We start from the raw sequence: 22017 nt of genomic DNA, 5'->3' as shown, positions 1-22017 counted from the left end.
GTGAGGGTTCGGTTCAGCTTCGCCGGCGTAAGGTGGGTCCATCGAAACCGAAGCCTGATCATCAGGCGGACCGTTTCGGCGGCCTTTCCATCGACGCGGATCCCCCCCGCGCCGGCAGTTTTGAGGAGATCACCATGTTGAGGAAACTTTCGCTTGCCGCTGTCGCTGCGGTTGCGCTCGGTGCCGCGCTGGCTCCGACCTCGGCCTCCGCTCACTGGCATGGCGGCGGCTGGGGCTGGCACGGCGGCGGCTGGCACCACGGCTACGGCTGGGGTGGCCCCCGTTTCTATGTCGGCGGTCCCGTCTCCTACGGTTATGGCGGCTGCTATGTGCGCCGGCTGGTCCCGACCCCCTGGGGACCCCGCTGGCGGCTGATCAACCGCTGCTACTGAACCCGTCAGCACCTTTCGAAGGGTACCTAAGCCCCCCAGGTACCTTCCAAGAGAAGCCCCGGCGCCCCCTCGCCGGGGCTTTGCCTTGAGCGTACAAGGCGCAGCTCATACAATTTTTACGAGAATGTCCGGCATTCCCCACAGCCAGCGAAACCATTTGGCCGGCAATGACTTGGTACCGTGTCTTTACTTCGAGAACACGGAACATTGCGATGGCTGGGCTTTTTGCCGATGACAGCGAACAGATCGACCGGCGCACCAGCCGCTCGATTTGCGATGCCGTGGGCGAACGGCTGCAGCAGAGCCTCCGGCCCGAGCCGCGCCTGCCGACCCATCTCGAGCAGCTCCTGAACGAGCTGCAGCGGCGCGAGCGCGAGACGCACTGACGGAAAAACGAGTTGCGTTCGACGCGCCTTGCGGTGACAAGGCCGCATGCTCGCCATCAACGACCTCTCCATCCGCCTCGCCGGACGCCTTTTGATCGACCAGAGTTCCGTGCAGATCACGCCCGGATCGCGCGTCGGCCTGGTCGGACGCAACGGCACCGGCAAGTCGACGCTGTTCAAGGTGATCCGCGGCGAGCTTGCGGCCGAGCACGGCTCGGTGACCCTGCCGCCGCGCTGGCGCATCGGCAGCCTCGCGCAGGAAGCGCCGAACGGCCCCGACAGCTTGATCTCGGTCGTGCTCAAGGCCGACCTCGAACGCGACGCGCTGCTCACGGAGGCCGAGCACGCGACCGATCCGCACCGTATCGCCGAGATCCAGACCCGGCTCGTCGACATCGATGCCCACTCGGCGCCGAGCCGCGCGGCCGCGATTCTCTCCGGCCTCGGCTTCTCCGCCGCCGATCAGCTGCGCCCCTGCGCCGAATTCTCCGGCGGCTGGCGCATGCGCGTCGCGCTCGCTGCAACCCTGTTCGCGGCCCCTGACCTTCTGCTGCTCGACGAGCCCACCAATTATCTCGATCTCGAAGGCACGCTGTGGCTGGAGGATCACCTCGCGCATTATCCCCGCACGGTGATCGTGATCAGCCACGACCGCGACCTCCTGGAAAGCTCGGTCGACCAGATCCTGCATTTGGAGCGCGGCAAGCTCACGCTCTACAAGGGCTCTTATTCTTCGTTCGAGGAGCAGCGCGCCGCGCGCGAGCTGCTCGATGCCAAGGCGGTCAAGCGCCAGGAGGCCGAGCGCGCCCGCCTGCAAGCCTTCGTCGACCGCTTCAAGGCCAAGGCATCGAAAGCCCGGCAGGCACAGTCGCGCGTGAAAATGCTGGAGCGGCTGAAGCCGATCACGGCGCTGGTCACCGAGGACGTGCGCGAGATCAGCTTCCCGGCGCCGGAGAAGATCTTGTCGCCGCCGATCATCGCCGTCGACAACGCCTCGGTCGGCTACGACCCGGCGAGCCCGGTGCTGGGCCGCGTCACCTTGCGCATCGACAATGACGACCGCATCGCGCTGCTGGGTGCCAACGGCAACGGCAAGTCGACGCTGGTGAAGCTGCTCGCCGGACGGCTGGCGCCGTTCTCGGGCAAGGTGACGCGCGCCGACAAGCTGTCGATCGCCTATTTCGCGCAGCATCAGCTCGACGAGCTCAACGAGGACGCCTCGGCCTACGACCACGTCCGCAAGCTGATGGGCGATGCGCCCGAAGCCAAGGTGCGCGCCCGCGCCGGCGCGATCGGCTTCTCCGGCAAGGCGGCCGACACCAAGGCCGGCAAATTGTCAGGCGGCGAGAAGGCGCGGCTGCTCCTGGGCCTTGCGACCTTCTTCGGCCCCAACATGATCATCCTGGACGAGCCGACCAACCATCTCGACATCGACAGCCGTGGCGCGCTTGCGGAAGCGATCAACGAGTTTCCCGGCGCAGTGATCATGGTCTCGCACGACCGCTATCTGATCGAGGCCTGCGCCGAGCGGCTCTGGATCGTCGCCGATCGCACCGTCACCAATTACGACGGCGATCTCGACGAGTATCGCCGCCTGGTGCTGTCGACGCGCAACGCGGAAGCCCCGCGCGAGCGCAGCGCCGCGAGTGAGAAGCCGCAGCGCCCGAGAGCGGACAATCGCGGCTCGCTGAAGAAGCGCATCGCCGAAGCCGAGGCCGAGATCTCGCGCGTCAGCGACATCATCGCCAAGATCGACACGGCCCTGGCCCTGCCCGACATTTTCACGCGCGATCCCAAGCAGGCGGCGCAGCTGTCGAAGGCGCGCGCCAATGCCGCCGACGCGCTGGCGCGCGCGGAGGAGGAATGGCTCGAGGCGAGCGCGCAATTCGATGAGGCCGCCAGCTAGCGCCTCCGGCGTGAGGCCGCGCCAGCCAAAACGTGCAAAACAACCCCATGCACAGTACCGGCATTATTACACCGGCGAGCGAGCCATTGATTGAGCTGCTCTTTCCCCGATAGGTCGCCACACCCAGCGGGACGCAAAAGCTCAATCCGCGTATTGCCCCGCCGCCTTGATGATCGGCGCCCAGCGGTCGATCTCACTCGTCAGCATCGCACCTAACGCCTCCGGCGTCGCCTTGTCTTGCGGGACCGGCTCGGTGTTGATGTCGTTGAACCGGGCGATCAGCGCGGGATCCCTAAGCGCGGTCTGCAGCGCCGCGGTCAGCTTCTGAACGACCGCCGGCGGCGTGCCCTTGGGCGCATAGATGCCGTGCCAGACACCGAGCTCGAAGCCTTTGAGGCCGGCCTCGTCGGCGGTCGGCAGATCCGGCAGGCTCTTCAGCCGCTCCTTGGTGGTGATCGCATAGGCCTTGACCTGCTTGGCCGAGATCGGCCCCGTGGTGTTGGTCGCCTGGTCGCAGGTGAGATCAATCTGCTTGCCGAGCAGATCGTTCATGATCGGGCCATTGCCCTTGTAAGGCACCGTCGTAAGCTGCTTCTGGATCGCCGTCATGAACAGCATGCCGCACAGATGCGAGGCCGCACCAAGGCCGGCATTGGCGTAGGTCAGCTTGTCGCCCTGCCGCTGGGCGTAGGCGACCAGCTCCTTGAGCGTGTCGGCCGGGAAATCGGGGCGCGCGATGATGGTCATCGGCGCGTTGGTCACGAGCCCGATCGGCGCAAAGGCGGTCTTGGTGTCGTAGCTGAGATTGCGATACAGCGTCGCCGCGGTCGAGATGCCGACATGATGGATCAGCAGCGTGTAGCCGTCCGGCTGGGCGCGCGCGGCACGGGTCGTGCCGATGGTGCCGCCGGCACCGGTCGCGTTCTCGACGATGACCTGCTGTCCCAGGGATTTCGCCATGCCGGCCGCCGTCAGCCGGGCGATGGTGTCGGTCGGCCCGCCCGCGACGAACGGCACCAGCATGGTGATGGGCCTGGTCGGATAGTCCTGGGCGAACGCCGCACTGAGCGGCAGCAGCAACGCCGATACGAGGGCAATGAACCGCATAATTTCCTCCGGATTGTTGTTTGCGCCATCAAAGCGCATTCCGGCGTGCGCGGCCATCATGAAAGCGACGTCATCAGGAACATTGCAGCGATTGAGGCCGCACCGATGCCGACCACATCGCATTCGGCGTAACCTGCGCGCGACCTTGCCGCTCGCCCCGCGCTACGTCTGCGCCTCGGCTTCGCTCTCGAGCTTCGTCCGTAGTGCCACGACGATGCGGTGAACCGTTTGCAGATCCTTGACCGCAAGCCCTTCGGAAAGGCTGTTGACCCACGGCATCTGCAAAGCCATGGCGGCATCGAAAGCGCGCCGGCCCTTGTCGGTCAGGACGACGAGCTGCGCTCGGCGGTGATGCGGATTGGCCTCGAAAGCAACAAGGCCTTCCGCATGGAGGTCGTTGACGATCCGCTGCACGTTTTGACGATTACCGCCCAGATCGCGGGCGAGCCAGGCCACCGGCTACATTGACATCATAAAACCATATCGACGGAGTTCGTCATGGCGCGCCTACGCCCACTGGACCCGGACTTTCCCATCGAGCGCCAGCTCGGTATCGACGCCAGCCCTGTGGTGCTGGTGAATCTGTTCACGCTCGACAAGGCGGATGAACAAAGCTTTCTCCAGATCTGGCAAGACGATGCCGCCTTCATGAAGCGGCAGCCGGGCTTCATCTCCACCCAGCTTCACCGCGCGATCGGGGATGGCCCGACATATCTGAACTATGCGGTTTGGGAATCGACCGCCCACTTTCGGGCTGCGTTCACGCACCCCGAGTTCAGGTCGAAGATCTCGGCCTACCCCGCATCCGCCGTCGCCTCCCCGCACCTGTTCAAGAAGGTCGCGGTGCCCGGCATTTGCGTCGCATAGCTCGCTTCGACAACGGCAGACGCGATGACCAAGATCATCCATCCAGTCGCGGGAGCGGTCGCACTGACGACCATTGCGATCTTCTGGCTTTCAACGGCTCTCACCGAGCTATTTGCGTCACACGAGACCATCGCCATGGTGAAGATCGCCATACCGTGGGGCTTCCTGTTGCTTATTCCGATGCTTGCGACGAGAGGTTCAGGATTCGTGTTGGCAAAGGAACGGCGCGCCGGCCTGATCGGTGCGAAAATCAAACGTATGCCGTTCATCGCCGGAAACGGCATCCTGGTTCTGATTCCAGCCGCGTTGTTGCTTGCCTCGAAGGCGAAGGCCGCGGAGTTCGATACCATGTTCTACGCCGTGCAAACTCTCGAACTGGTCGCTGGAGTAACGAACATAGTTCTGCTCGGTCTCAATGTGCGTGACGGCTTCAAGATGAAGGGCCGTTTCCGCGTTCGCCAGCCTGATCGCTTCAACACCAAGCCGATCCTCTGAGAGTGCCGCTAATTAAGCGCCGCCTGAAGCGCCGCCGTCAGCTTCTGAACGACCGCCGGCGGCGTGCCCTTGGGCGCATAGATGCCGTGCCAGACGCTGAGCTCGAAACCCTTGAGGCCTGCCTTGTCGGACGTCGGCAGATCGGGCGGGCTCTTCAGCCGCTCCTTCGTGGTGATCGCGTAGGCCTTGACCTGCTTGGCCGTGATCGGCCCGGTGGTGTTGGGCCGCCCGGCCATCACGAAAGCGACTTCATCAGCAGTATGGCGATCACGATCATGATCGCGCCGCCGACGCGCGTCGCGATTTGCGCGAACGCCATCAGGCCCTGATCAGCGATCAGCTCACCGCGGGCGAGATGACCGCCGCGGGCGGGCCGGAATGGTACGTGCCCATTGCGATCCACGTGTTCCGGCCGAAACTTCGCCTGCCCCAGGCCGCAGAGGCATTCTGGCGGCACATCGCGACAAGCGGCGGGCTCCGAGCTGCAGGCTCGCGACGAGCTCTCTCTGGCACCGGTCATGCCCCGGTCGGATTGAAGACCGGGCTGGTCCGTTGGCGCGCGATGCGTACACCGCGCCGGGTCAGGTCGCGCAACTGCACGAACATCATCGCAGTCATCAATGCGTCGTTGAAGGCATCATGCTGTCCGAGGGGCGGAATGCAGAGGTCGCGGAGCATCGCGGCGAACGACAGGTCGACCGAGGTGTTTGGTGGCGCGTCGCCGTATTTGCGGTCGTAGTAAAGTCGCGACACTTCGATGCGTTCGTTGGGTAGCTCAATCCCCACCAACGGCAGGATGTACTTGTCCAGCATGGCGATGTCGAAATCGATATAATAGCCGATCAACGGGCGCGGTCCGATGAAGTGCAGAAACCCCGGCAACACCTTCCAGACGATCGGCGCAGCTTCGACGTCGGACCGGCGCAAATGGTGAATTCTGATCGCTTCCGCCCCGAGCTCCCTGTCGGGATGGATGATGGCTTCGAAACGGGCGCTGGTCAAAATCCGATTGCCTCGGATCTTGATGGCGGCAATGGCGACAACATCGTCCGTTCGCACGTTCAGACCGGTCGTCTCGCAATCGATGACGACAAACTCGTCGTCCGGCGCGCGGTCGAACATGAAACGGTAGGACTGGTCGCTCAGGGTTGCCTGGTGCAACAATCGCTTGATCGCGCGAGGCAGCATTCTAGAACATGCCCAGCTTGAAATGATGACCGACGATCTCGCGAAACTTCTTCACCACCTGGAGTGCATCACGCAACAGATGGCGTTCCATGCTGGACAAGTGCGCCGGTCGCACCAGAGTCCCCGATGCGCCGGCGGACGCGGCCAGCTGCCCGTCGAGCCGAAGCATCAGCAGGAACCGGAACGCCTGTTTCAGATCGCGTCCAAAGTCCGCTTGCAGCACGCCAAGGTCACATAGCCGGGAGATGCGTTTGTCGGTGGAGGTCTCGCGCAGCCCCTGTTCGAGCGCCAGGCTGCGAACGCCGTGCACGATCGGAAAGATGCCACCTTTCTTGAGGTCAAGCGCGTCTCCCGTGCCCTCGGACGTGATCAGATTGTTGAAGAGGCCGATCGGCGTCTCGAACGCGTCGACCGCGCGGGCAAAGTGGGCCATGAACGCCTGCTCACCTCGGGTCATATCGATCAGTGCCGTCTTGGCGTCGTCCAGGAGCTGCTGATCGCCCGCGATCGCCTGGGCATCGTAGATGATGGCCACATTCATGTGCCCGGCCTGGTTGGGGAGCACGATCCAGCGGCGCAGGTCTGCAAGATATTCGGACAGCGGTCTGGACCATGCCGGATTGCGCACCATGATATCGCCGGGACAGGGCGGAAAGCCGAAGCTCTCGAGAGCGACGAAGAACTCGCGGCGGAACGCCTCGAGGATTTCATCCCGCATCGGACCGGCCAGGATGAGGCCGTTGTCCTGGTCGGTACGTACGGTCTGCTCTCCCCGCCCCTCGCTTCCCATCACGATCAAGCAGCTGCCGGTGCGCAGCTCGGCCGGTGCGAGCATGTCAAACAACCGGGACAGCAGGCGCCGGTTGAGATCGGAGACGATCTCCGCAATGACTTCCACCTTGACGCCTTGCCGCCGCAGCACGCGCGTTTGTGTCTCGATCTCGTGCGCTGCGGTGGCAAGGTCCTGCCGGCTCGAGGCGCGATCGATGCGACCGGCAGTGACTTGCGCGCTTCCTGCCAGAAAACCCAGCAGATCGATCTCCTCCAGAATTCCGACGATTTCCTCATCCTCGCGCACGACGAGCCGCCGCTTGTTGTGCTTCGTCATCAGCAGGAGAGCCGAGGAAACGAAATCGTCACGTCGCAAGGACACGATGTCGTAATTCGCGAGCGTGCCCACCGGGGTCTGAATCGACAGGCGCCTCAGCACCACCGCCTTGGATAGGTTCATGCCCGTCACGATGCCGATGCGCTCGCCGTCCCGGACGAACAGCGCATTGCTGTTGATCTCGCGCATCAGGTGACCGGCGGTCTCGATCGTGTCGCTGGCGGCCAGAAACACCGGCGGATGCAGGAACAATTCGCCGATCTTGGCATGCATCAACGAGCCGTAACGTCCCGCCTCCTCATCGTTGGCGAGCTCGTCCAGTTTCTCGGATATCTCGCGGTAAAAGAACGCGGCAAAGCGCGGATTTGCCTTGATCAGATCGAGGGCGATCTTCCTCGGGATCACATAGCAGAGCGTCTCGTCGCGGGCGAAGAACTGGTGGCCGCTATGATCGTGAACGAGCGCCCGACTGTCGAACGTATCCTTGGGGCCGAGCAATGCGAGCAGGTCGACATCGCTCCGCTCCTCGACGATGCCCTTGATCACGACATAGAGCGCCTCCGCCGGCGCGTCCCGCCTGATGATCGCTTCGCCCGGACTGAAGTAGGCGATGTCGAGTGCGGCCCGCAACGTCTCGGCCTCGTTCGGCGTCAGACGATCGAATGGCGGGTTGCTGATATCGAACGCCTTGGGCATTTCGACCTTTCGAAGATGCGACTGCCGAAGCCTCGATGCCTGATCATCGAACGCGTCTCACCGGCGGGGCCAACCGACCCGCCGGTGCGGAGGCAACGTCCTTGGAACCTCGTTCAGTGAGCCGTCGCCGAAGCAGCTCCGATACCGGTCTGGGAGCGGACATATTGCGCATCGAAGCCATCGCGATCGACCGCGGCACGCTTGCTGCGATCCATCATCGAGACCAGCCAGATCCCCGCAAAGGCGATGGCCATCGAGAACAGCGCCGGATTGTCCAGCTTGATCGGAGCCGAGCCCTTGGCGAAGCCAAGCGTCACCTCCCAGACTGCCGGCGAGAGCACCACACCGATGACCGCGCTGACCAGACCAAGGAAGCCGCCGACCACGGCTCCCCGCGTCGTCAGGCCCTTCCAGAAGATCGACATCACCAGCACGGGGAAATTGCAGGAGGCCGCGATGGCGAAGGCAAGGCCGACCATGAAGGCGACGTTCTGGTTCTCGAACACGATGCCGAGGAAGATCGCAAGCACGCCGAGCACCAGTGTCGCAATCTTCGACACCCGGATCTCGTCCTGCTCATTCGCGTTCCCGCCCTTGATCACCATGCCGTAGAGATCGTGGCTGATGGACGATGCCCCTGCCAGAGCCAGCCCCGATACGACGGCAAGGATCGTGGCGAAGGCGACAGCCGAGATGAAGCCAAGGAACAGGTTGCCGCCCACGGCGTTCGCGAGGTGAATCGCCGCCATGTTGGAGCCGCCCTTGATCGCCGCGATTCCGCTCTTGGTCTTCTCGAGGATGCTGCCATCCAGGAACATCGCATCGGTCGACACCAGCGTGATCGCGCCGAAGCCGATGATGAAGGTCAGGATATAGAAGTAGCCGATGAAGCCGGTGGCGTAGAACACCGACTTGCGCGCAGCCTGGGCGTCCTTCACGGTGAAGAAGCGCATCAAGATGTGAGGCAGGCCCGCGGTTCCGAACATCAGCGCCAGGCCGAGCGAGACAGCCGAGAGCGGATTGGAGATCAGGGTGCCGGGCTCCATGATCGCGAGCTTCTTGGGATGCACTTCGGTTGCCTTGGTGAAGAGGGCTTCCGGGCTGAACCCGAACTTGTAGAGGACGGCTCCGGCCATGAACGTCGCCCCCGAGAGCAGCAGCACCGCCTTGATGATCTGCACCCACGTCGTTGCTTTCATGCCACCGAACGTCACGTAGATCATCATCAGGCCGCCGACCAGGACGACTGCGATCCAGTAATCGAGACCGAACAACAGCTGGATCAGCTTGCCGGCTCCGACCATCTGCGCGATGAGATAGAATGCAACAGTCACCAGCGAGCCGCACGCCGCCAGGATACGGATCTCGGTCTGCCCGAGACGAAACGATGTGACATCGGCAAAGGTGAACTTTCCGAGGTTGCGCAACTGCTCGGCGATCAGGAAGGTGACGATCGGCCATCCCACGAGCCAGCCGACCGAGTAGATCAAGCCGTCGTAGCCCGAGGTATAGACGAGCCCCGATATGCCGAGGAACGATGCCGCCGACATGTAGTCACCTGCGATCGCAAGCCCGTTCTGGAAACCCGTGATTCCGCCGCCGGCCGAGTAGAAATCCGCAGCCGACGCGGTCCGTTTGGCGGCCCAATAGGTGATGACGAGCGTCAGGCCGACAAACCCGACGAACATGCCGATCGCCGCCCAGTTGGTCGCCTGCTTCGCGCCGCCCTCGACGGCGCCGGCAGCGAGCGCAATGGTGGGCATACTTGCGAGCAGAATCACCGATAGAAAGGCGAATTTCTTCACGAGCGGTTCTCCTCGACAATCTTGCGGATGAGGACGTCGTAGCTGGAATTCGCCCGACGGACGTAGATGCCCGTCAGCAAAAAGGCGAGCACGATGACGGACAGTCCGATCGGAATACCGATCGTCGTAACGCCGCTGCCCAGTGGTATTCCCAGAAACTTGGGAGCGTAGGCGACCAGCAGGATGAAGCCGAAATAGATGACAAGCATGATCGCCGACAGCAGCCAGCCCAGCGACGAGCGTCGGCGCACGAGTTCCTGATAGTTCGGATCGCGTTCAATCTTTGCGAGCTTGCTCACGTCAATGATCCCCTGGAATGTTCCTCTGGAATTCTTGCCATGACGGCAGCCCCTTCTCTCGGGGAGCTGTTCCAGCCTGCACTGGCGGACGACCGGGCTCCATGATCCAGATCAAGCGCGATCGATCCTCGTGCGATGTGTCTGCAGGGCCGGCCCGTGCGTCCGACGGGGAGCCAAGAAACGATGACTCGGGAAATATCCGCGCCTGCCGACCAAATGGCCCGTGTCGCTTCCGCGCATTTGGGATTAGGTTGGATAGAATTTGCGTCAGCGCATCGCGGATGATCCGGCTCCACGGTCGAGGACGATCGGCATTTTCAATCCAAGCAATTTCCAGCCCAAGCGATATGCAAACAAGGAATGATCGAGGGATGTCTCAAATGTCTACACCCGAACCGATCAAGTTCACCGACGGCGCGGCTTACGAGCGCTTCATGGCCCCCTGGAGCCGATCGGCCGGCGCACTTTTCCTGGATTGGCTGGCGCTGAGACCAGGTCTGTCGTGGGTCGACGTCGGCTGCGGAAACGGCGCGTTCACGGAGATGATCCTCGCCGGAGCAGCTCCCTCGCACGTGAGCGCGATCGATCCGTCCGAAGCTCAGATTGCAGCGGCACAACAACGGATATCGGCGAAGCAGGTCGAGCTTTCGGTTGGCGATGCGTTGGCGCTTCCCTATGACGATGCGCGCTTCGATGCGGCTATCATGGCGCTGGTGCTGTTTTTCGTGCCCGATCCCAAAAAAGGTGCGGCCGAATTGGTGCGCGTGACCAAGCCCGGCGGCATGGTCGCGTCCTACACCTGGGACATCACGCGCGGCGGCACGCCGACGCAGCCGCTGTGGGAGGAACTGGATGCCATGGGCCAGCCGACGGCGCGTCCGCCGAGCGCGGATGTCTCGCGTTTTGCGGCCCTGAAGGCACTCTGGGCAGAGCTGGGCCTCCGCGATGTCGAAACCCGCGAGCTCGTCGTCGAGCGGACATTCGTGAACTTCGATGACTATTGGCTGTCCATGGTCGTGAGCAGTCCGACCGGCGTCCTGGGAAAGCTGTCGGATGCAGAGAGCGCCGAATTGAAACGCCGGCTGCAAGACAGACTTCCGGCAAGCGCGACGGGAGCGATCACGTTCCACGCCTGGGCGACGGCGATCAAAGGGCGAAAAGCCGCGTGACGTGCGGCCCTTACGTCGCCGCCTTCTTCTTCGGCTTCGGCTTGCTCGCCTTCGGCGCCGGGTGCGGCTCGGGATTGCCCTCGATCGAGGAGAGACGTCCAGCCGTGAACGTGTAGAGGCCGGCGCGCGGCCCGGTGGTCCAGGTGACGACGGCGACGCGACGGCCAGCAGCGTCGTTGGAGAGGTTGACGCTCGAGGGCGCGCCGATGCCGCGGACCACGTCGCATTCGGTGTGGCCGAGCGCGACCGTGCCGCCGATCGGCGCGGCTGTCGTCGAGGCATTGGCATCGGCAGGTCCGGGCGGCGGCGCCATGCCGGGACAGGCGCCGTCGGCGCTGACGAGATCCTCGGCTCCGACCGGCTTGTCCGGGGTCAGTGGCGGCGATTCGATCGAGATGTTCTTGATGAAGAGACGGCCGGGCTTCTGGAACCATTCGGCGTCCTTCGACAACAGATCGCTCGCGCCCGAGCAGCCCGCGAGCAGCGGTGCTACGGCAGCCAACGCAATCATGAGCGAGCCGGGAAGCTTTTGATGTCGCACGATAAACTAATTCCCCGCGTGAAGGACCAGCCCTAAGCGATTGTCCCAACATCCCTTTGCGGCACGAAGGTGGCCGAAGCCAGCATCGCCCGAAAAGTGCAAATTATCATTAATTGCGGCTAATTGCGCTTCTGCCACCGGCCGCGGTCGTCGGCCTGCCAATAGGTGACATCAAATCCCCGCGCCTTGCAATCCGTCCAGGCCGTGCGGGCGAGCGCAAGCGCGTCGGGATCGTCGCCGTTGAACAGCAGCACCATGCGCTCGTAGCCCTGTGCGTCCTCCGGCAGCGCGGCGTTGTCGACCAGGAAGCGGACATTGGCCCCATTGGGATTGCCGCCCTCGATCGCCAGCACGATCGGCTGGTCGGCAACATCGTTCACCCGCCATGTCGCGTGCGGCAGGAATGAATCGTCGCGATAGGTCCACAAATGCGAATCGAGCGCGTCGGCGCGCTCCTCCGAGGTCGACTGCACCACGACGCGCCAGCCGCGCTCGAGCGATTTCTCGAGCAGCGGCGGCAACACATTCTCCACCGTCATGTTCTGCAGATGGTAGAACAGCACTTCAGTCATGTCGGTCATTTGCGTTCATAATGGTCGGCGACCAGGCGGTCGAGCAGGCGGACGCCGTAGCCGCTTCCCCAGCTCTGGTTGATGTCGGTCTTCGGCGCCCCCATCGCGGTGCCGGCGATGTCGAGATGGGCCCAGGGCACACCATCGACGAAGCGTTGCAGGAATTGTGCGGCAGTGATCGAGCCGCCATGGCGGCCGCCGGTGTTCTTCATGTCGGCAAACTGGGAATCGATCAGCTTGTCGTATTCGGGGCCGAGCGGCATGCGCCAGACCTTCTCCCCGCTCTCGACGCCGGCCGTGAGCAGCCGGTCGGCCAATTCGTCGTTGTTGGAGAACATGCCGGCATGCTCGGTGCCGAGCGCCACCATGATCGCGCCGGTCAGCGTCGCCAGATCCACCATGAATTTCGGCTTCACCTTCTTGGCGACGTACCAGAGCACGTCGGCGAGCACGAGGCGGCCTTCCGCGTCGGTGTTGATGATCTCGATGGTCTGGCCGGACATCGAGGTGACGATGTCGCCCGGCCGCTGCGCGTTGCCGTCGGGCATGTTCTCGACGAGGCCGATGGCGCCGACCGCGTTGACCTTCGCCTTGCGCGCCGCGAGCGCATGCATCAGGCCGACGACGCAGGCCGCCCCGCCCATGTCGCCCTTCATGTCCTCCATGCTGCCGGCCGGCTTGATCGAGATGCCGCCGGTGTCGAAGCAGACGCCTTTGCCGACGAAGGCGACCGGGGCCTCGCCCTTCTTGGCCCCGTCCCAGCGCATGACCACGGTGCGGCTCGGCCGCGCCGAGCCCTGGCCGACGCCGAGCAGCGCGCCCATGCCGAGCTTCTGCATCGCCTTGACGTCGAGCACCTCGACCTTGACGCCGAGCTTGCGCAGCTGACCGGCTCTGCGGGCGAATTCCTCCGGGAAAAGCACGTTCGGCGGCTCGTTGACGAGGTCGCGAGCGATGATCACGCCGTCGACGACGTGGCCGGCCGCGGCGAACGCCTTCTTCGCAGCACCGGCATCGCCGACTGCAAGCGAGACGTCGGCTCGCGCGCCGCCCTCCTCGCCCTCCTTCTTCTTGGTCTTGTAGCGATCGAACTTGTAAGCGCGTAAGCGCAGGCCCGAGGCGATCGCAACCGCCTGCTCGCTCGTCATGGCGCCACCCGGCAGCTCCGCCATGATGGTCATGGCGCTGGTGCCGGCGGGCAGCTTGCTGGCGGCCACCCCGCCGAACTTGAGGAAATCGTTCGCCTTGAGGCCGGTCGCCTTGCCCGCGCCGATCACGATCAGCCGGGTCGCCTTCACCCCCTCCGGTGCCAGAATGTCCAGTGCAGCCCCGCTCTTGCCCTTGAAGGCGGCCGCGGCCGCGGCGCGCTTCACGATGTCGGCAGCGGCGCCCACCGCCTTCGCCGTCGCCGGGCCGAGCTTCAGGCTGTCGTCGCAGAACACGACCAGGATGCCACGGGGGGCGGCAGACAACGGGACAAAGCCGACCTTGATGGCATCGGACATGGATAACTCCTCCAAAACATGGGGTTTTTCGTCGTTCGGGAGTTCCAGCCACAAACCGGAGCTGAACGGCGATTCACTGAGGCTTCCCCACTATGGGCCAGCGGCCCGCCCAATGCCAAGCGCCGCCGTGGCCGCCAGGCCACAACGACCGAAATATTAACCATATAATGAGGGTGCCACGGGGCAGCCATTTTGTTGACGGATCAAAGGGATGGTAGTGAGAGAATGAACCGCCGGAAGAGCTGTCGGCCGACCTTGGGGATCCCCTGCCGGGGATTGGTTGGACCGCCGGAATTCCGGTCGACATTGGGGACTTGGTGGGTTCGTGCGGTAGCGCATGGGGTCGATCGATAGGTATATCTTCCGCACGACGCTGGCGTCGTTTGCGCTGGTCCTGGTCAGCCTCACCGGCGTGATCTGGATTACGCAGGCGTTGCGCGGCATCGACCTGATGACGAGCCAGGGTCAGACCATCCTCACCTTCCTCGGCATCACCAGCCTCGTGATCCCGGCCCTAGTCCTGATCATCTCGCCGATCGCGCTGATGATCGCGATCTCGCACACGCTGAACAAGCTCGCGACCGATTCCGAGATCATCGTGATGAATGCCGCCGGCTTCTCGCCGTTCCGGCTGTTCTATCCGTTCTTCTACGCCACCTGCGTGGTGGCGCTGCTGGTCGCCTTCATCGCGGCCTATCTCGCCCCGGACGGCATGCGGCGGATCAAGCAGTGGGATGCCGAGATCACCGCCGACGTGCTGACCAACATCCTGCAGCCCGGCCGCTTCGCCCAGCTCGACAGGAACCTGACGATCCGGATCCGCGAGCGCCTGCCCGGCGGCATCCTTGCCGGCATCTTCATCGACGACCGCCGCGATCCGAACGAGCGCGTCTCGATCGTCGCCGAGCACGGCGAGATCGTGAAGAACGAGACCGGCTCGTTCCTGGTGCTGGAGACCGGCAATCTGCAGCGCTTCGAGGCGGGCAAGCGCGATCCGGCGCTGGTGGCGTTCGGCCGCTACGGCTTCGACATGTCGAAGTTCTCCAACCAGGGCCGCGACGTCACCCTCGGGATCCGCGAGCGCTATCTGTGGGAGCTGTTCTCGCCGTCCGATAACGACCCCGTGTACAAGCAGATTCCCGGCCAGTTCCGCTCGGCCCTGCACGACGGCATCCTGGCGCCGATCTATCCGTTCGCCTTTGCGGTGCTGACCTTTGCCTTCCTCGGAGCGCCGCGCACCACCCGCCAGAGCCGCAATTTCTCGATCGCCTCGTCGATCGTCGCGGTGTTCGGCCTGCGCATGGCCGGTTTCGCCTGCTCGGTGATGGCGGTGAAGTCGCCGGGCCCGGTGCTGGTCCAATATGCGATGGTTTTCGGCGCGATCGGCGCCGGGCTGTGGATGATCATCGGCGGTGTCGTGGTCGAGCCGCCTCCCGGCCTGATGGAGGCCATCAACAGATCGAACGCACGGATCGCGCGGCTGTTCGGACGTCCGGCCACCGCATGAGCATGCTCACCAACACACTCGGGCGCTATTTCGCCGGGCGCTTCGTGGTCGCCGCGCTCGGCGTCTTCGGCGGCATTTTCCTGCTGCTGGTGCTGGTCGATTACATCGAGATGGTGCGCAAGACCTCGGGCCTTGCATCCGCCTCCGCGATCATGGTGGCCGAGACCTCGCTGTTCCGGGTGCCGCAACTGCTGGAGAAGCTGACGCCGTTCTGCATGCTGATCGGCGCCATGACCTGCTATCTCGCCCTCTCCCGCCGGCTCGAGCTCGTGGTGGCGCGCGCCGCGGGCATTTCCGCCTGGCAGTTCATCTCGCCGGCGCTCGGCAGCGCGCTGCTGATCGGGGTGATCGCCACCGTCGCCTACAATCCGATGTCCGCCAATTTGCGCGAGCTGTCCAAGCGCATGGAGGCCGAGCTGTTCGGCTCGGCGCCCGGCGGCGGCATCCAGGACGCCTCCGGCTTCTGGCTCAACCAGGTCACCAACGACGGCCAGACCATCATCAATGCGGCGCGCAGCGAGCAGCAGGGCATCCGGCTCACCGGGCTGACGCTGTTCCGGTTCGACCCGGACCAGCACTTCAAGGAGCGGGTCGAGGCGCGCGAGGCGACGCTGGAGGCGGGCCGCTGGCTATTCAAGGGCGTCCGCCGCTTCTCGCTGGACGGACCGCCGATCGACCAGGCCAGCCTGGAGATTCCGACCACGCTGACCGAGGCGCAGGTCCGCAACAGCTTTTCCACCCCCGAGACTGTGTCCTTTTGGCAACTACCGAGCTACATCCGCTCCTCGGAGAGCTCGGGCTTCGCGACAGCCGGATACCGACTCCAGTATCAGAAGCTTCTGGCACAGCCGTTTTTGCTCGCAGCCATGGTGATGCTCGCGGCCTCCGTGTCGTTGCGCTTCTTCCGGATGGGCGGCGTGCAGAAGATGGTTTTGAGTGGCGTGGGCGCAGGCTTTCTGCTCTACGTTCTGTCGAAAGTAACTGAGGACTTGAGCAAGGCTGAGTTGATGCATCCGATCGCTGCGGCGTGGTTGCCCGTTGTGGTGGGCGGCCTCACCGGCTTTTTGGCCTTGCTCTATCTGGAGGACGGATAGTGACTGCCGTCCGCCGAGGGCTCGTGTCTCGTTTGACGCGGCGCACATTGGTGCGCGCGAACGGGTGCGGCTTGTCCGTCCGCAGGCTCCTCACTGCCGTCGTCGCGGCTGCCTCGCTCGGCGGCTTGATCGATGCTGCCGTGGTGGCACCGGCAAAGGCCCAGAGCTTCACCTACAATCCGCTGCCGCCGCGTCCGAAGCCGCCGAAGGCCCCCAACGACAACCAGATGCTGGTTCAGGCCACCGAGGTCGACTACGACTACAACAATTCGCGCGTCTCCGCGGTGGGTAACGTGCAGCTGTTCTACAACGGCACCAGCGTCGAGGCCGACCGGGTCATCTACGACCAGAAGACCAAGCGGCTGCATGCCGAAGGCAACATCCGCATGACGGATGCCGACGGCAAGATCACCTATGCCGAGATCATGGATCTCTCCGACGATTACCGCGATGGTTTCGTCGATTCGCTGCGCGTGGACACGGCCGACCAGACCCGCATGGCCGCGAGCCGCGCCGACCGCTCCAGCGGCAATTACACGGTATTCGAGAACGGCGTCTACACGGCCTGCGCGCCGTGTAAGGACGATCCGAAGAAGCCGCCGCTATGGCAGGTCAAGGGCGCCCGCATCATCCACGACCAGCAGGAGAAGATGCTCTATTTCGAGACGGCGCAGCTCGAATTCTTCGGCGTGCCGCTCGCCTACATGCCCTATTTCTCGACGCCCGACCCGACCGTGAAGCGCAAGTCCGGCTTCCTGATGCCGGGCTACTTCCCGGGCACGACCAATACGGGCTTCGGCGCCGAGGTTCCCTATTACTGGGCGATCGCGCCCGACATGGACGCAACCATCACCCCCCGCTTCATGACGCGGCAGGGCGTGATGCTGCAGGGCGAATTCCGCCAGCGCCTGATCGACGGCGCCTACCAGATCCGCGCCTACGGCATCTACCAGCTCGATCCCGGAGCATTCGCCGGGCAGCCCGGCGATCGCGAGTTCCGCGGCGCCATCGACACCAAGGGTCAGTTCGCGCTGAACGACAAATGGGTCTGGGGCTGGGACGGCGTGCTGATGTCCGACTACTACTTCTTCTCGGACTATCGGCTCTATCAGTACCGCGATCCGCTCGGCTCGTTCCTGTTGCTGCCGACGGAAGCGCTGTCGCAGCTCTATCTGACCGGCGTCGGCAACCGCAGCTTCTTCGATGCGCGCACGATGTACTGGCTGAGCTATTCGGGCAACCAGAGCCAGGTGCCGATCGTCTATCCGGTGATCGACTACTCCAACGTGCTCAACTATCCCGTCTTCGGCGGCGAGTTCAGCTACAAGACCAATTTCGTGAACCTGTCGCGCGACGATGCGGTGTTCGACCCGATCACGACGCTCGCCAACACCAACGGCCTCTGCACCACGGCATCGGCCGATCCGTTGGCGCGGATGCCCTCGCAGTGCCTGCTGCGCGGCTTCCCCGGCACCTACACCCGCCTCACCGCGGAAGCGCAGTGGCGCAAGTCCTTCACCGACCCGTTCGGCCAGATCTGGACGCCGTTTGCGAGCCTGCGCGCCGACGCGATCAAGTCCTCGGTCTCCAACCAGCCCGGCGTGTCGAACTACCTGCCCGTCGGCGACACCGAGGCGTTCCGCCTGATGCCGACCGTGGGCCTCGAGTACCGCTATCCGTTCATCAACGTTCAGCCCTGGGGCTCGACCACCCTCGAGCCGATCGCGCAGATCATCATCCGCCCCAACGAGACCTACGCCGGCAAGCTGCCGAACGAGGACGCCCAGAGCATGGTGTTCGACGCCTCGAACCTGTTCAGCGTGGACAAGTTCTCCGGCTACGACCGCGTCGAGGGCGGCGGCCGCGCCAATGTCGGCGTGCAGTCCACCACGCAGTTCGACAAGGGCGGCGCGGTCAAGGTGCTGTTCGGCCAGTCCTACCACCTGTTCGGGCTGAACTCCTTCGCGGTCCAGGATTCCATCAATACAGGCCTGAACTCCGGCCTCGACAAGCCGCGGTCCGACTACGTCACGAGCGCCAGCTACTCGCCGAACAGCACCTACACGTTCAGCGTCCGTTCCCGCATGGACGAGCAGACCTGGAACGTGCAGCGCTTCGAGGCGGAAGGCCGCGCCAACTTCAATCGCTGGTCGGTCAGCGTGCTGTACGGCAATTACGCGGCCCAGCCGGAATTGGGCTATCTGACCCGCCGCGAGGGCATCCTGACGACGGGCTCGCTCAAGGTCGCGACCAACTGGGTAGTGTCGGGCTCGGCGCGCTGGGACCTCGAGGCCAACAAGATCAACCAATATGTGCTCGGTGCCGGCTATGTCGACGATTGCTTCGTGCTGGCGGCGAATTATGTAACTTCGTATAGCTATTCCGCGGGCACCGCACCGCCCACCCTGAGCCACGCGTTCATGTTCCAAATCGGCCTGCGCACGCTGGCGACCTCGTCGGCGACCAGCAGTTCCGCCGGCCTCCAGTGAACGGTTTGAAGTGCCGGCCGCGTTTGCCCTATCTCAACGCGGCCGACATGCGAGCGACATCATGACGACGCCATTGCCTGCCTTCCGCCTCCTTCTCGCCATCGGTGCCGGGCTGATGCTGACCGCCCTGCCCTCGCCGTCGCGCGCGCAAAACATCGTCGTCATGGTCAATGGCGATCCCATCACCGATTTCGACATCGAGCAGCGCTCCAAGCTCGACCAGCTGTCGACGCAGAAGACCCCGAGCCGGCAGGAAGTCATCAACGAGCTGATCGACGACAAGGTGAAAATCAAGGAAGGCAAGAAGTACGGCGTCGATCCCGGCGTCTCCGACATCAACCAGTCCTATGATGGCATGGCGCAGCGCATGCGCGTCACGCCGGATCAGCTCACCAAGTCGCTCGAGATCAAGGGTATCCGCCCGGAGACGCTGAAGAGCCGCATGAGGGCCGAGATGGTCTGGGGCAGCCTCGTGCGCGGCCGCTTCAAGGAGAAGCTGCTGGTCGGCGAGCGCGACGTCGCGCAGGCCGTGCAGGCGCAGACCGGCGATAAGCTCCAGGTCGAGGGCACCGAGTACAAGATGCAGCCGATCGTGCTGATCGTGCCGCGCGGCTCGTCGGCGGCATTCCTGGAAACCCGTAAGAAAGAAGCCGAAGCCTATCGCGCCCGCGTCGGGAGCTGCGAGGAGGCCAATTCGCTGTTCCGCTCGACCCCGAACGCCACCATCCGCGACAGCGTCACCAAGACCACCGCTGAGCTGCCGGAGCCCCTGCGCAAGGTGCTCGACGATACCCCGATCGGCCACCTGACCGCGCCCGAGATGACCAAGAACGGCATCGAGATGGTGGTGCTGTGCTCGCGCAAGCCGACCATGATCGACACGCCGAAGAAGCGTGAGGTCCGCGAGAAGATGTATCAGGAGAAGTACGAGAAGACGCAGAAGGCCTATCTCGACGAGCTGCGCAAGGCGGCGATGATCGAATATCGCAACCGCTGATGGCCAAGCCCCACCCAGAGCCCTCCACAAGGTCTGCAGCCAAGCCCCTTGCCCTCACCCTGGGAGAGCCCGCCGGCATCGGCCCCGACATCACGATCGCAGCCTGGCGCAGGCGGGGCGAGCTGAACCTGCCAGCCTTCTATCTGCTCGGCGACGAGGCGCTGATCGCGCGCCGCGCGAAAGCGCTCGGAGCCGACATCAGGATCGCCGCGGTGAGCCCCAGCGAGGCGACGTCCGCCTTCACGGATGCCCTCCCCGTGGTCGCGACCGGCGAACGCGCCACCGCCGAGCCCGGCAAGCCAGATTCATCCAGCGCGCCGGCCGCACTTGCCTCGATCCGGCAGGCGGTCATCGACGTGCGCGCAGGCCGCGCCGGCGCCGTCGTCACCAACCCGATCGCCAAGAGCGTGCTCTACCGCGCCGGCTTCCGTCATCCGGGCCACACCGAATTCCTCGCCGAGCTCGCCGCAGAGAACGGACGCGTGCCGCAGCCGGTGATGATGCTGTGGTCGCCGCAGCTCGCCGTCGTGCCGGTGACCATCCACGTCTCGCTGCGCGATGCGCTGGGAGAGCTCACCAGCGAGCTGATCGTCTCGACCGTCCGCATCGTCGCCGCCGAGCTGAAATCCCGCTTCGGCATCGCAACGCCGCGCATCGCGGTCTCCGGCCTCAATCCCCATGCCGGCGAGGACGGGTCGCTCGGCCACGAGGAGCAGACCGTCATCGCCCCGGCGCTGAAAGTGCTGCGCAACGACGGCATCGAGGCCAGGGGTCCGCTGCCCGCCGACACCATGTTCCACGAGGCGGCGCGACGGACCTATGATTGCGCGGTCTGCATGTATCACGACCAGGCGCTGATCCCGATCAAGACCGTCGCCTTCGACGACGCGGTGAACGTCACACTCGGACTGCCCTTCATCCGCACCTCGCCCGATCACGGCACCGCCTTCGATATCGCCGGCACCGGCAAGGCCAATCCGGCGAGCCTGATCGCCGCGCTCAAGCTTGCGAGCCGCATGGCCGCTTCGCAAAGTTGATGAGCGCGATCGACGACCTCCCGCCGCTGCGCGAGGTCATTCGCCAGCATGCGCTGTCGGCGCGCAAATCGCTCGGTCAGAACTTCCTGCTCGACCTCAATCTCACCGCCCGCATCGCCCGTGCGGCGGCACCGCTGGAAGACTCCACCATCATCGAGATCGGCCCGGGTCCCGGCGGGCTGACGCGCGCGCTGCTCGCACTCGGCGCAAGGCGCGTCATCGCCATCGAGCATGACGAGCGCGCGATCCCGGCCTTGCAGGATATTGCCGCGCGCTACCCCGATAGGCTCGAGATCGTCCATGGCGACGCCATGACCTTCGATCCGCGCTCGCTGCTCAATGGTGAAAGAGCAAAAATCGTCGCCAACCTGCCCTACAACATCGCGACCCAGCTTCTGATCAACTGGCTCACCACCGAGCCCTGGCCGGCCTGGTACGAGATGATGGTGCTGATGTTCCAGCGCGAGGTCGGCGAGCGCATCGTCGCGCGCGAGGACGAGGAGGCCTATGGCCGGCTCGGCGTGCTCGCCAATTGGCGGTGCGAGACCAAGATCCTGTTCGACATTGCACCGTCCGCCTTCGTGCCGCCACCGAAGGTCACGTCCTCCGTCGTGCGCCTCAAGCCGCGCCCGGAGCCGCTGCCGTGTGATCGCAGGCTGCTCGAGCAGGTCGCCGCCGCCGCCTTCGGCCAGCGCCGGAAAATGCTGCGGCAAAGCCTGAAGTCGCTCGGCGTCGATCCGGCACGGCTTGCACAAGCGGCCGGCGTCGACGCGACGCGGCGCGCCGAAACGATCCCCGTGTCGGGCTTTGTTGCCATGGCGCGTGAATTGGCCGATATACGCAGCGAAACTGAGTAA

Annotated in this window: 21 protein-coding genes and 3 pseudogenes; 12 read left to right on the top strand and 12 right to left on the bottom strand. The window is 64.4% G+C overall.

Annotated features, from left to right (window positions below; all coding sequences use genetic code 11):
• Positions 1 to 134: 134 nt before the first annotated feature.
• The 3 genes from N2604_RS20490 to N2604_RS20480 all read left to right on the top strand — a co-directional run bounded on the left by N2604_RS20490 (position 135) and on the right by N2604_RS20480 (position 2684).
• Positions 135 to 392 carry a sulfur globule protein precursor gene (locus N2604_RS20490; protein WP_260370064.1) on the top strand — a complete coding sequence of 86 codons (258 nt, stop codon included), beginning with the start codon at positions 135 to 137 and terminating at the stop codon, positions 390 to 392.
• A 212-nt stretch (positions 393 to 604) separates the two neighbouring features.
• Entirely contained in the window at positions 605 to 778 is a 174-nt protein-coding gene (locus N2604_RS20485) for a hypothetical protein (protein WP_197966680.1), read from the top strand.
• A 46-nt stretch (positions 779 to 824) separates the two neighbouring features.
• On the top strand, positions 825 to 2684 hold the full coding sequence (locus N2604_RS20480; protein WP_260370063.1) for an ABC-F family ATP-binding cassette domain-containing protein: 1860 nt from the start codon (positions 825 to 827) through the stop codon (positions 2682 to 2684).
• Between the two features lie 141 nt (positions 2685 to 2825).
• Here the strand turns inward: N2604_RS20480 and N2604_RS20475 are convergent, their stop codons facing one another.
• A complete protein-coding gene (locus N2604_RS20475; RefSeq protein ID WP_260370062.1) occupies positions 2826 to 3791 on the bottom strand; it encodes a tripartite tricarboxylate transporter substrate-binding protein in 966 nt (321 codons plus the stop codon).
• A gap of 162 nt (positions 3792 to 3953) precedes the next feature.
• A pseudogene (locus N2604_RS20470) lies at positions 3954 to 4250 on the bottom strand (MarR family winged helix-turn-helix transcriptional regulator); the annotation flags it as partial.
• 39 nt (positions 4251 to 4289) lie between these two features.
• Here N2604_RS20470 and N2604_RS20465 point away from each other — a divergent pair.
• Together N2604_RS20465 and N2604_RS20460 are read left to right on the top strand one after the other, a co-directional pair.
• A complete protein-coding gene (locus tag N2604_RS20465) occupies positions 4290 to 4658 on the top strand; it encodes an antibiotic biosynthesis monooxygenase (protein ID WP_260370061.1) in 369 nt (122 codons plus the stop codon).
• A gap of 24 nt (positions 4659 to 4682) precedes the next feature.
• Positions 4683 to 5153 carry a hypothetical protein gene (locus N2604_RS20460; RefSeq protein ID WP_260370060.1) on the top strand — a complete coding sequence of 157 codons (471 nt, stop codon included), beginning with the start codon at positions 4683 to 4685 and terminating at the stop codon, positions 5151 to 5153.
• 14 nt (positions 5154 to 5167) lie between these two features.
• Here N2604_RS20460 and N2604_RS20455 read toward each other — a convergent pair.
• The 7 genes and pseudogenes from N2604_RS20455 to N2604_RS20425 form a co-directional block, all read right to left on the bottom strand.
• Positions 5168 to 5374, bottom strand: a pseudogene (locus tag N2604_RS20455) (tripartite tricarboxylate transporter substrate-binding protein); the annotation flags it as partial.
• 14 nt (positions 5375 to 5388) lie between these two features.
• The gene (locus N2604_RS20450; RefSeq protein WP_260370059.1) at positions 5389 to 5673 is read right to left on the bottom strand and encodes a 2-hydroxycarboxylate transporter family protein; all 285 of its coding nucleotides are present in this window, start codon (positions 5671 to 5673) and stop codon (positions 5389 to 5391) included.
• A complete protein-coding gene (locus tag N2604_RS20445) occupies positions 5670 to 6341 on the bottom strand; it encodes a 3'-5' exonuclease (RefSeq protein ID WP_260370058.1) in 672 nt (223 codons plus the stop codon). Before N2604_RS20445 ends, N2604_RS20450 begins: the two co-directional genes overlap by 4 nt.
• Position 6342: 1 nt before the next feature.
• A complete protein-coding gene (locus N2604_RS20440; RefSeq protein WP_260376262.1) occupies positions 6343 to 7722 on the bottom strand; it encodes a putative nucleotidyltransferase substrate binding domain-containing protein in 1380 nt (459 codons plus the stop codon).
• 153 nt (positions 7723 to 7875) lie between these two features.
• Positions 7876 to 8145, bottom strand: a pseudogene (locus N2604_RS20435) (cyclic nucleotide-binding domain-containing protein); the annotation flags it as partial.
• A 113-nt stretch (positions 8146 to 8258) separates the two neighbouring features.
• A complete protein-coding gene (locus tag N2604_RS20430; protein WP_260376261.1) occupies positions 8259 to 9908 on the bottom strand; it encodes a cation acetate symporter in 1650 nt (549 codons plus the stop codon).
• Between the two features lie 38 nt (positions 9909 to 9946).
• On the bottom strand, positions 9947 to 10249 hold the full coding sequence (locus N2604_RS20425) for a DUF485 domain-containing protein (protein ID WP_260370057.1): 303 nt from the start codon (positions 10247 to 10249) through the stop codon (positions 9947 to 9949).
• Between the two features lie 281 nt (positions 10250 to 10530).
• Here N2604_RS20425 and N2604_RS20420 point away from each other — a divergent pair, with 281 nt between their 5' ends.
• Positions 10531 to 11418, top strand: coding sequence for a class I SAM-dependent methyltransferase (locus tag N2604_RS20420; RefSeq protein ID WP_260370056.1), 888 nt, complete (start codon positions 10531 to 10533; stop codon positions 11416 to 11418).
• Between the two features lie 10 nt (positions 11419 to 11428).
• Here N2604_RS20420 and N2604_RS20415 read toward each other — a convergent pair whose 3' ends face one another.
• The 3 genes from N2604_RS20415 to N2604_RS20405 all read right to left on the bottom strand — a co-directional run bounded on the left by N2604_RS20415 (position 11429) and on the right by N2604_RS20405 (position 14036).
• Positions 11429 to 11920, bottom strand: a complete 492-nt coding sequence (locus N2604_RS20415) for a hypothetical protein (RefSeq protein ID WP_260376260.1) — start codon at positions 11918 to 11920, stop codon at positions 11429 to 11431.
• A 158-nt stretch (positions 11921 to 12078) separates the two neighbouring features.
• On the bottom strand, positions 12079 to 12531 hold the full coding sequence (locus tag N2604_RS20410; protein ID WP_036000609.1) for a DNA polymerase III subunit chi: 453 nt from the start codon (positions 12529 to 12531) through the stop codon (positions 12079 to 12081).
• A 5-nt stretch (positions 12532 to 12536) separates the two neighbouring features.
• Entirely contained in the window at positions 12537 to 14036 is a 1500-nt protein-coding gene (locus tag N2604_RS20405) for a leucyl aminopeptidase (protein ID WP_260370055.1), read from the bottom strand.
• 337 nt (positions 14037 to 14373) lie between these two features.
• Here N2604_RS20405 and lptF point away from each other — a divergent pair, with 337 nt between their 5' ends.
• The 6 genes from lptF to rsmA all read left to right on the top strand — a co-directional run bounded on the left by lptF (position 14374) and on the right by rsmA (position 22017).
• Positions 14374 to 15543: an LPS export ABC transporter permease LptF gene (gene lptF / locus N2604_RS20400; RefSeq protein WP_260370054.1), complete on the top strand. Its 1170-nt coding sequence runs from the start codon at positions 14374 to 14376 to the stop codon at positions 15541 to 15543.
• Entirely contained in the window at positions 15540 to 16637 is a 1098-nt protein-coding gene (gene lptG, locus N2604_RS20395) for an LPS export ABC transporter permease LptG (RefSeq protein WP_260370053.1), read from the top strand. Before lptF ends, lptG begins: the two co-directional genes overlap by 4 nt.
• A complete protein-coding gene (locus tag N2604_RS20390; protein ID WP_260370052.1) occupies positions 16637 to 19126 on the top strand; it encodes an LPS-assembly protein LptD in 2490 nt (829 codons plus the stop codon). Before lptG ends, N2604_RS20390 begins: the two co-directional genes overlap by 1 nt.
• A 61-nt stretch (positions 19127 to 19187) precedes the next feature.
• Positions 19188 to 20123 (top strand): peptidylprolyl isomerase, encoded by a 936-nt coding sequence (locus tag N2604_RS20385; protein ID WP_260370051.1) that lies wholly within the window; start codon positions 19188 to 19190, stop codon positions 20121 to 20123.
• Positions 20123 to 21160: a 4-hydroxythreonine-4-phosphate dehydrogenase PdxA gene (gene pdxA, locus N2604_RS20380; RefSeq protein WP_260370050.1), complete on the top strand. Its 1038-nt coding sequence runs from the start codon at positions 20123 to 20125 to the stop codon at positions 21158 to 21160. The genes N2604_RS20385 and pdxA overlap by 1 nt, the downstream gene beginning before the upstream one ends.
• Entirely contained in the window at positions 21160 to 22017 is an 858-nt protein-coding gene (gene rsmA / locus N2604_RS20375; RefSeq protein ID WP_260370049.1) for a 16S rRNA (adenine(1518)-N(6)/adenine(1519)-N(6))-dimethyltransferase RsmA, read from the top strand. The genes pdxA and rsmA overlap by 1 nt, the downstream gene beginning before the upstream one ends.

The organism is Bradyrhizobium sp. CB1015 (genome assembly GCF_025200925.1).
GTDB lineage: Bacteria > Pseudomonadota > Alphaproteobacteria > Rhizobiales > Xanthobacteraceae > Bradyrhizobium.
This window is presented reverse-complemented; position numbering and strand designations above follow the sequence as displayed.

Coding starts and splice junctions, on each gene's coding strand:
- pdxA (WP_260370050.1), top strand. CDS start 20,123: ATGGCCAAGCCCCACCCAGAGCCCTCCACAAGGTCTGCAGCCAAGCCC.
- rsmA (WP_260370049.1), top strand. CDS start 21,160: ATGAGCGCGATCGACGACCTCCCGCCGCTGCGCGAGGTCATTCGCCAG.
- N2604_RS20405 (WP_260370055.1), bottom strand. CDS start 14,036: ATGTCCGATGCCATCAAGGTCGGCTTTGTCCCGTTGTCTGCCGCCCCC.
- N2604_RS20430 (WP_260376261.1), bottom strand. CDS start 9,908: ATGCCCACCATTGCGCTCGCTGCCGGCGCCGTCGAGGGCGGCGCGAAG.
- N2604_RS20490 (WP_260370064.1), top strand. CDS start 135: ATGTTGAGGAAACTTTCGCTTGCCGCTGTCGCTGCGGTTGCGCTCGGT.
- lptF (WP_260370054.1), top strand. CDS start 14,374: ATGGGGTCGATCGATAGGTATATCTTCCGCACGACGCTGGCGTCGTTT.
- N2604_RS20450 (WP_260370059.1), bottom strand. CDS start 5,673: ATGACCGGTGCCAGAGAGAGCTCGTCGCGAGCCTGCAGCTCGGAGCCC.
- N2604_RS20475 (WP_260370062.1), bottom strand. CDS start 3,791: ATGCGGTTCATTGCCCTCGTATCGGCGTTGCTGCTGCCGCTCAGTGCG.
- N2604_RS20465 (WP_260370061.1), top strand. CDS start 4,290: ATGGCGCGCCTACGCCCACTGGACCCGGACTTTCCCATCGAGCGCCAG.
- N2604_RS20480 (WP_260370063.1), top strand. CDS start 825: ATGCTCGCCATCAACGACCTCTCCATCCGCCTCGCCGGACGCCTTTTG.
- N2604_RS20385 (WP_260370051.1), top strand. CDS start 19,188: ATGACGACGCCATTGCCTGCCTTCCGCCTCCTTCTCGCCATCGGTGCC.
- N2604_RS20440 (WP_260376262.1), bottom strand. CDS start 7,722: ATGCATGCCAAGATCGGCGAATTGTTCCTGCATCCGCCGGTGTTTCTG.
- lptG (WP_260370053.1), top strand. CDS start 15,540: ATGAGCATGCTCACCAACACACTCGGGCGCTATTTCGCCGGGCGCTTC.
- N2604_RS20460 (WP_260370060.1), top strand. CDS start 4,683: ATGACCAAGATCATCCATCCAGTCGCGGGAGCGGTCGCACTGACGACC.
- N2604_RS20445 (WP_260370058.1), bottom strand. CDS start 6,341: ATGCTGCCTCGCGCGATCAAGCGATTGTTGCACCAGGCAACCCTGAGC.
- N2604_RS20410 (WP_036000609.1), bottom strand. CDS start 12,531: ATGACTGAAGTGCTGTTCTACCATCTGCAGAACATGACGGTGGAGAAT.
- N2604_RS20485 (WP_197966680.1), top strand. CDS start 605: ATGGCTGGGCTTTTTGCCGATGACAGCGAACAGATCGACCGGCGCACC.
- N2604_RS20420 (WP_260370056.1), top strand. CDS start 10,531: ATGATCCGGCTCCACGGTCGAGGACGATCGGCATTTTCAATCCAAGCA.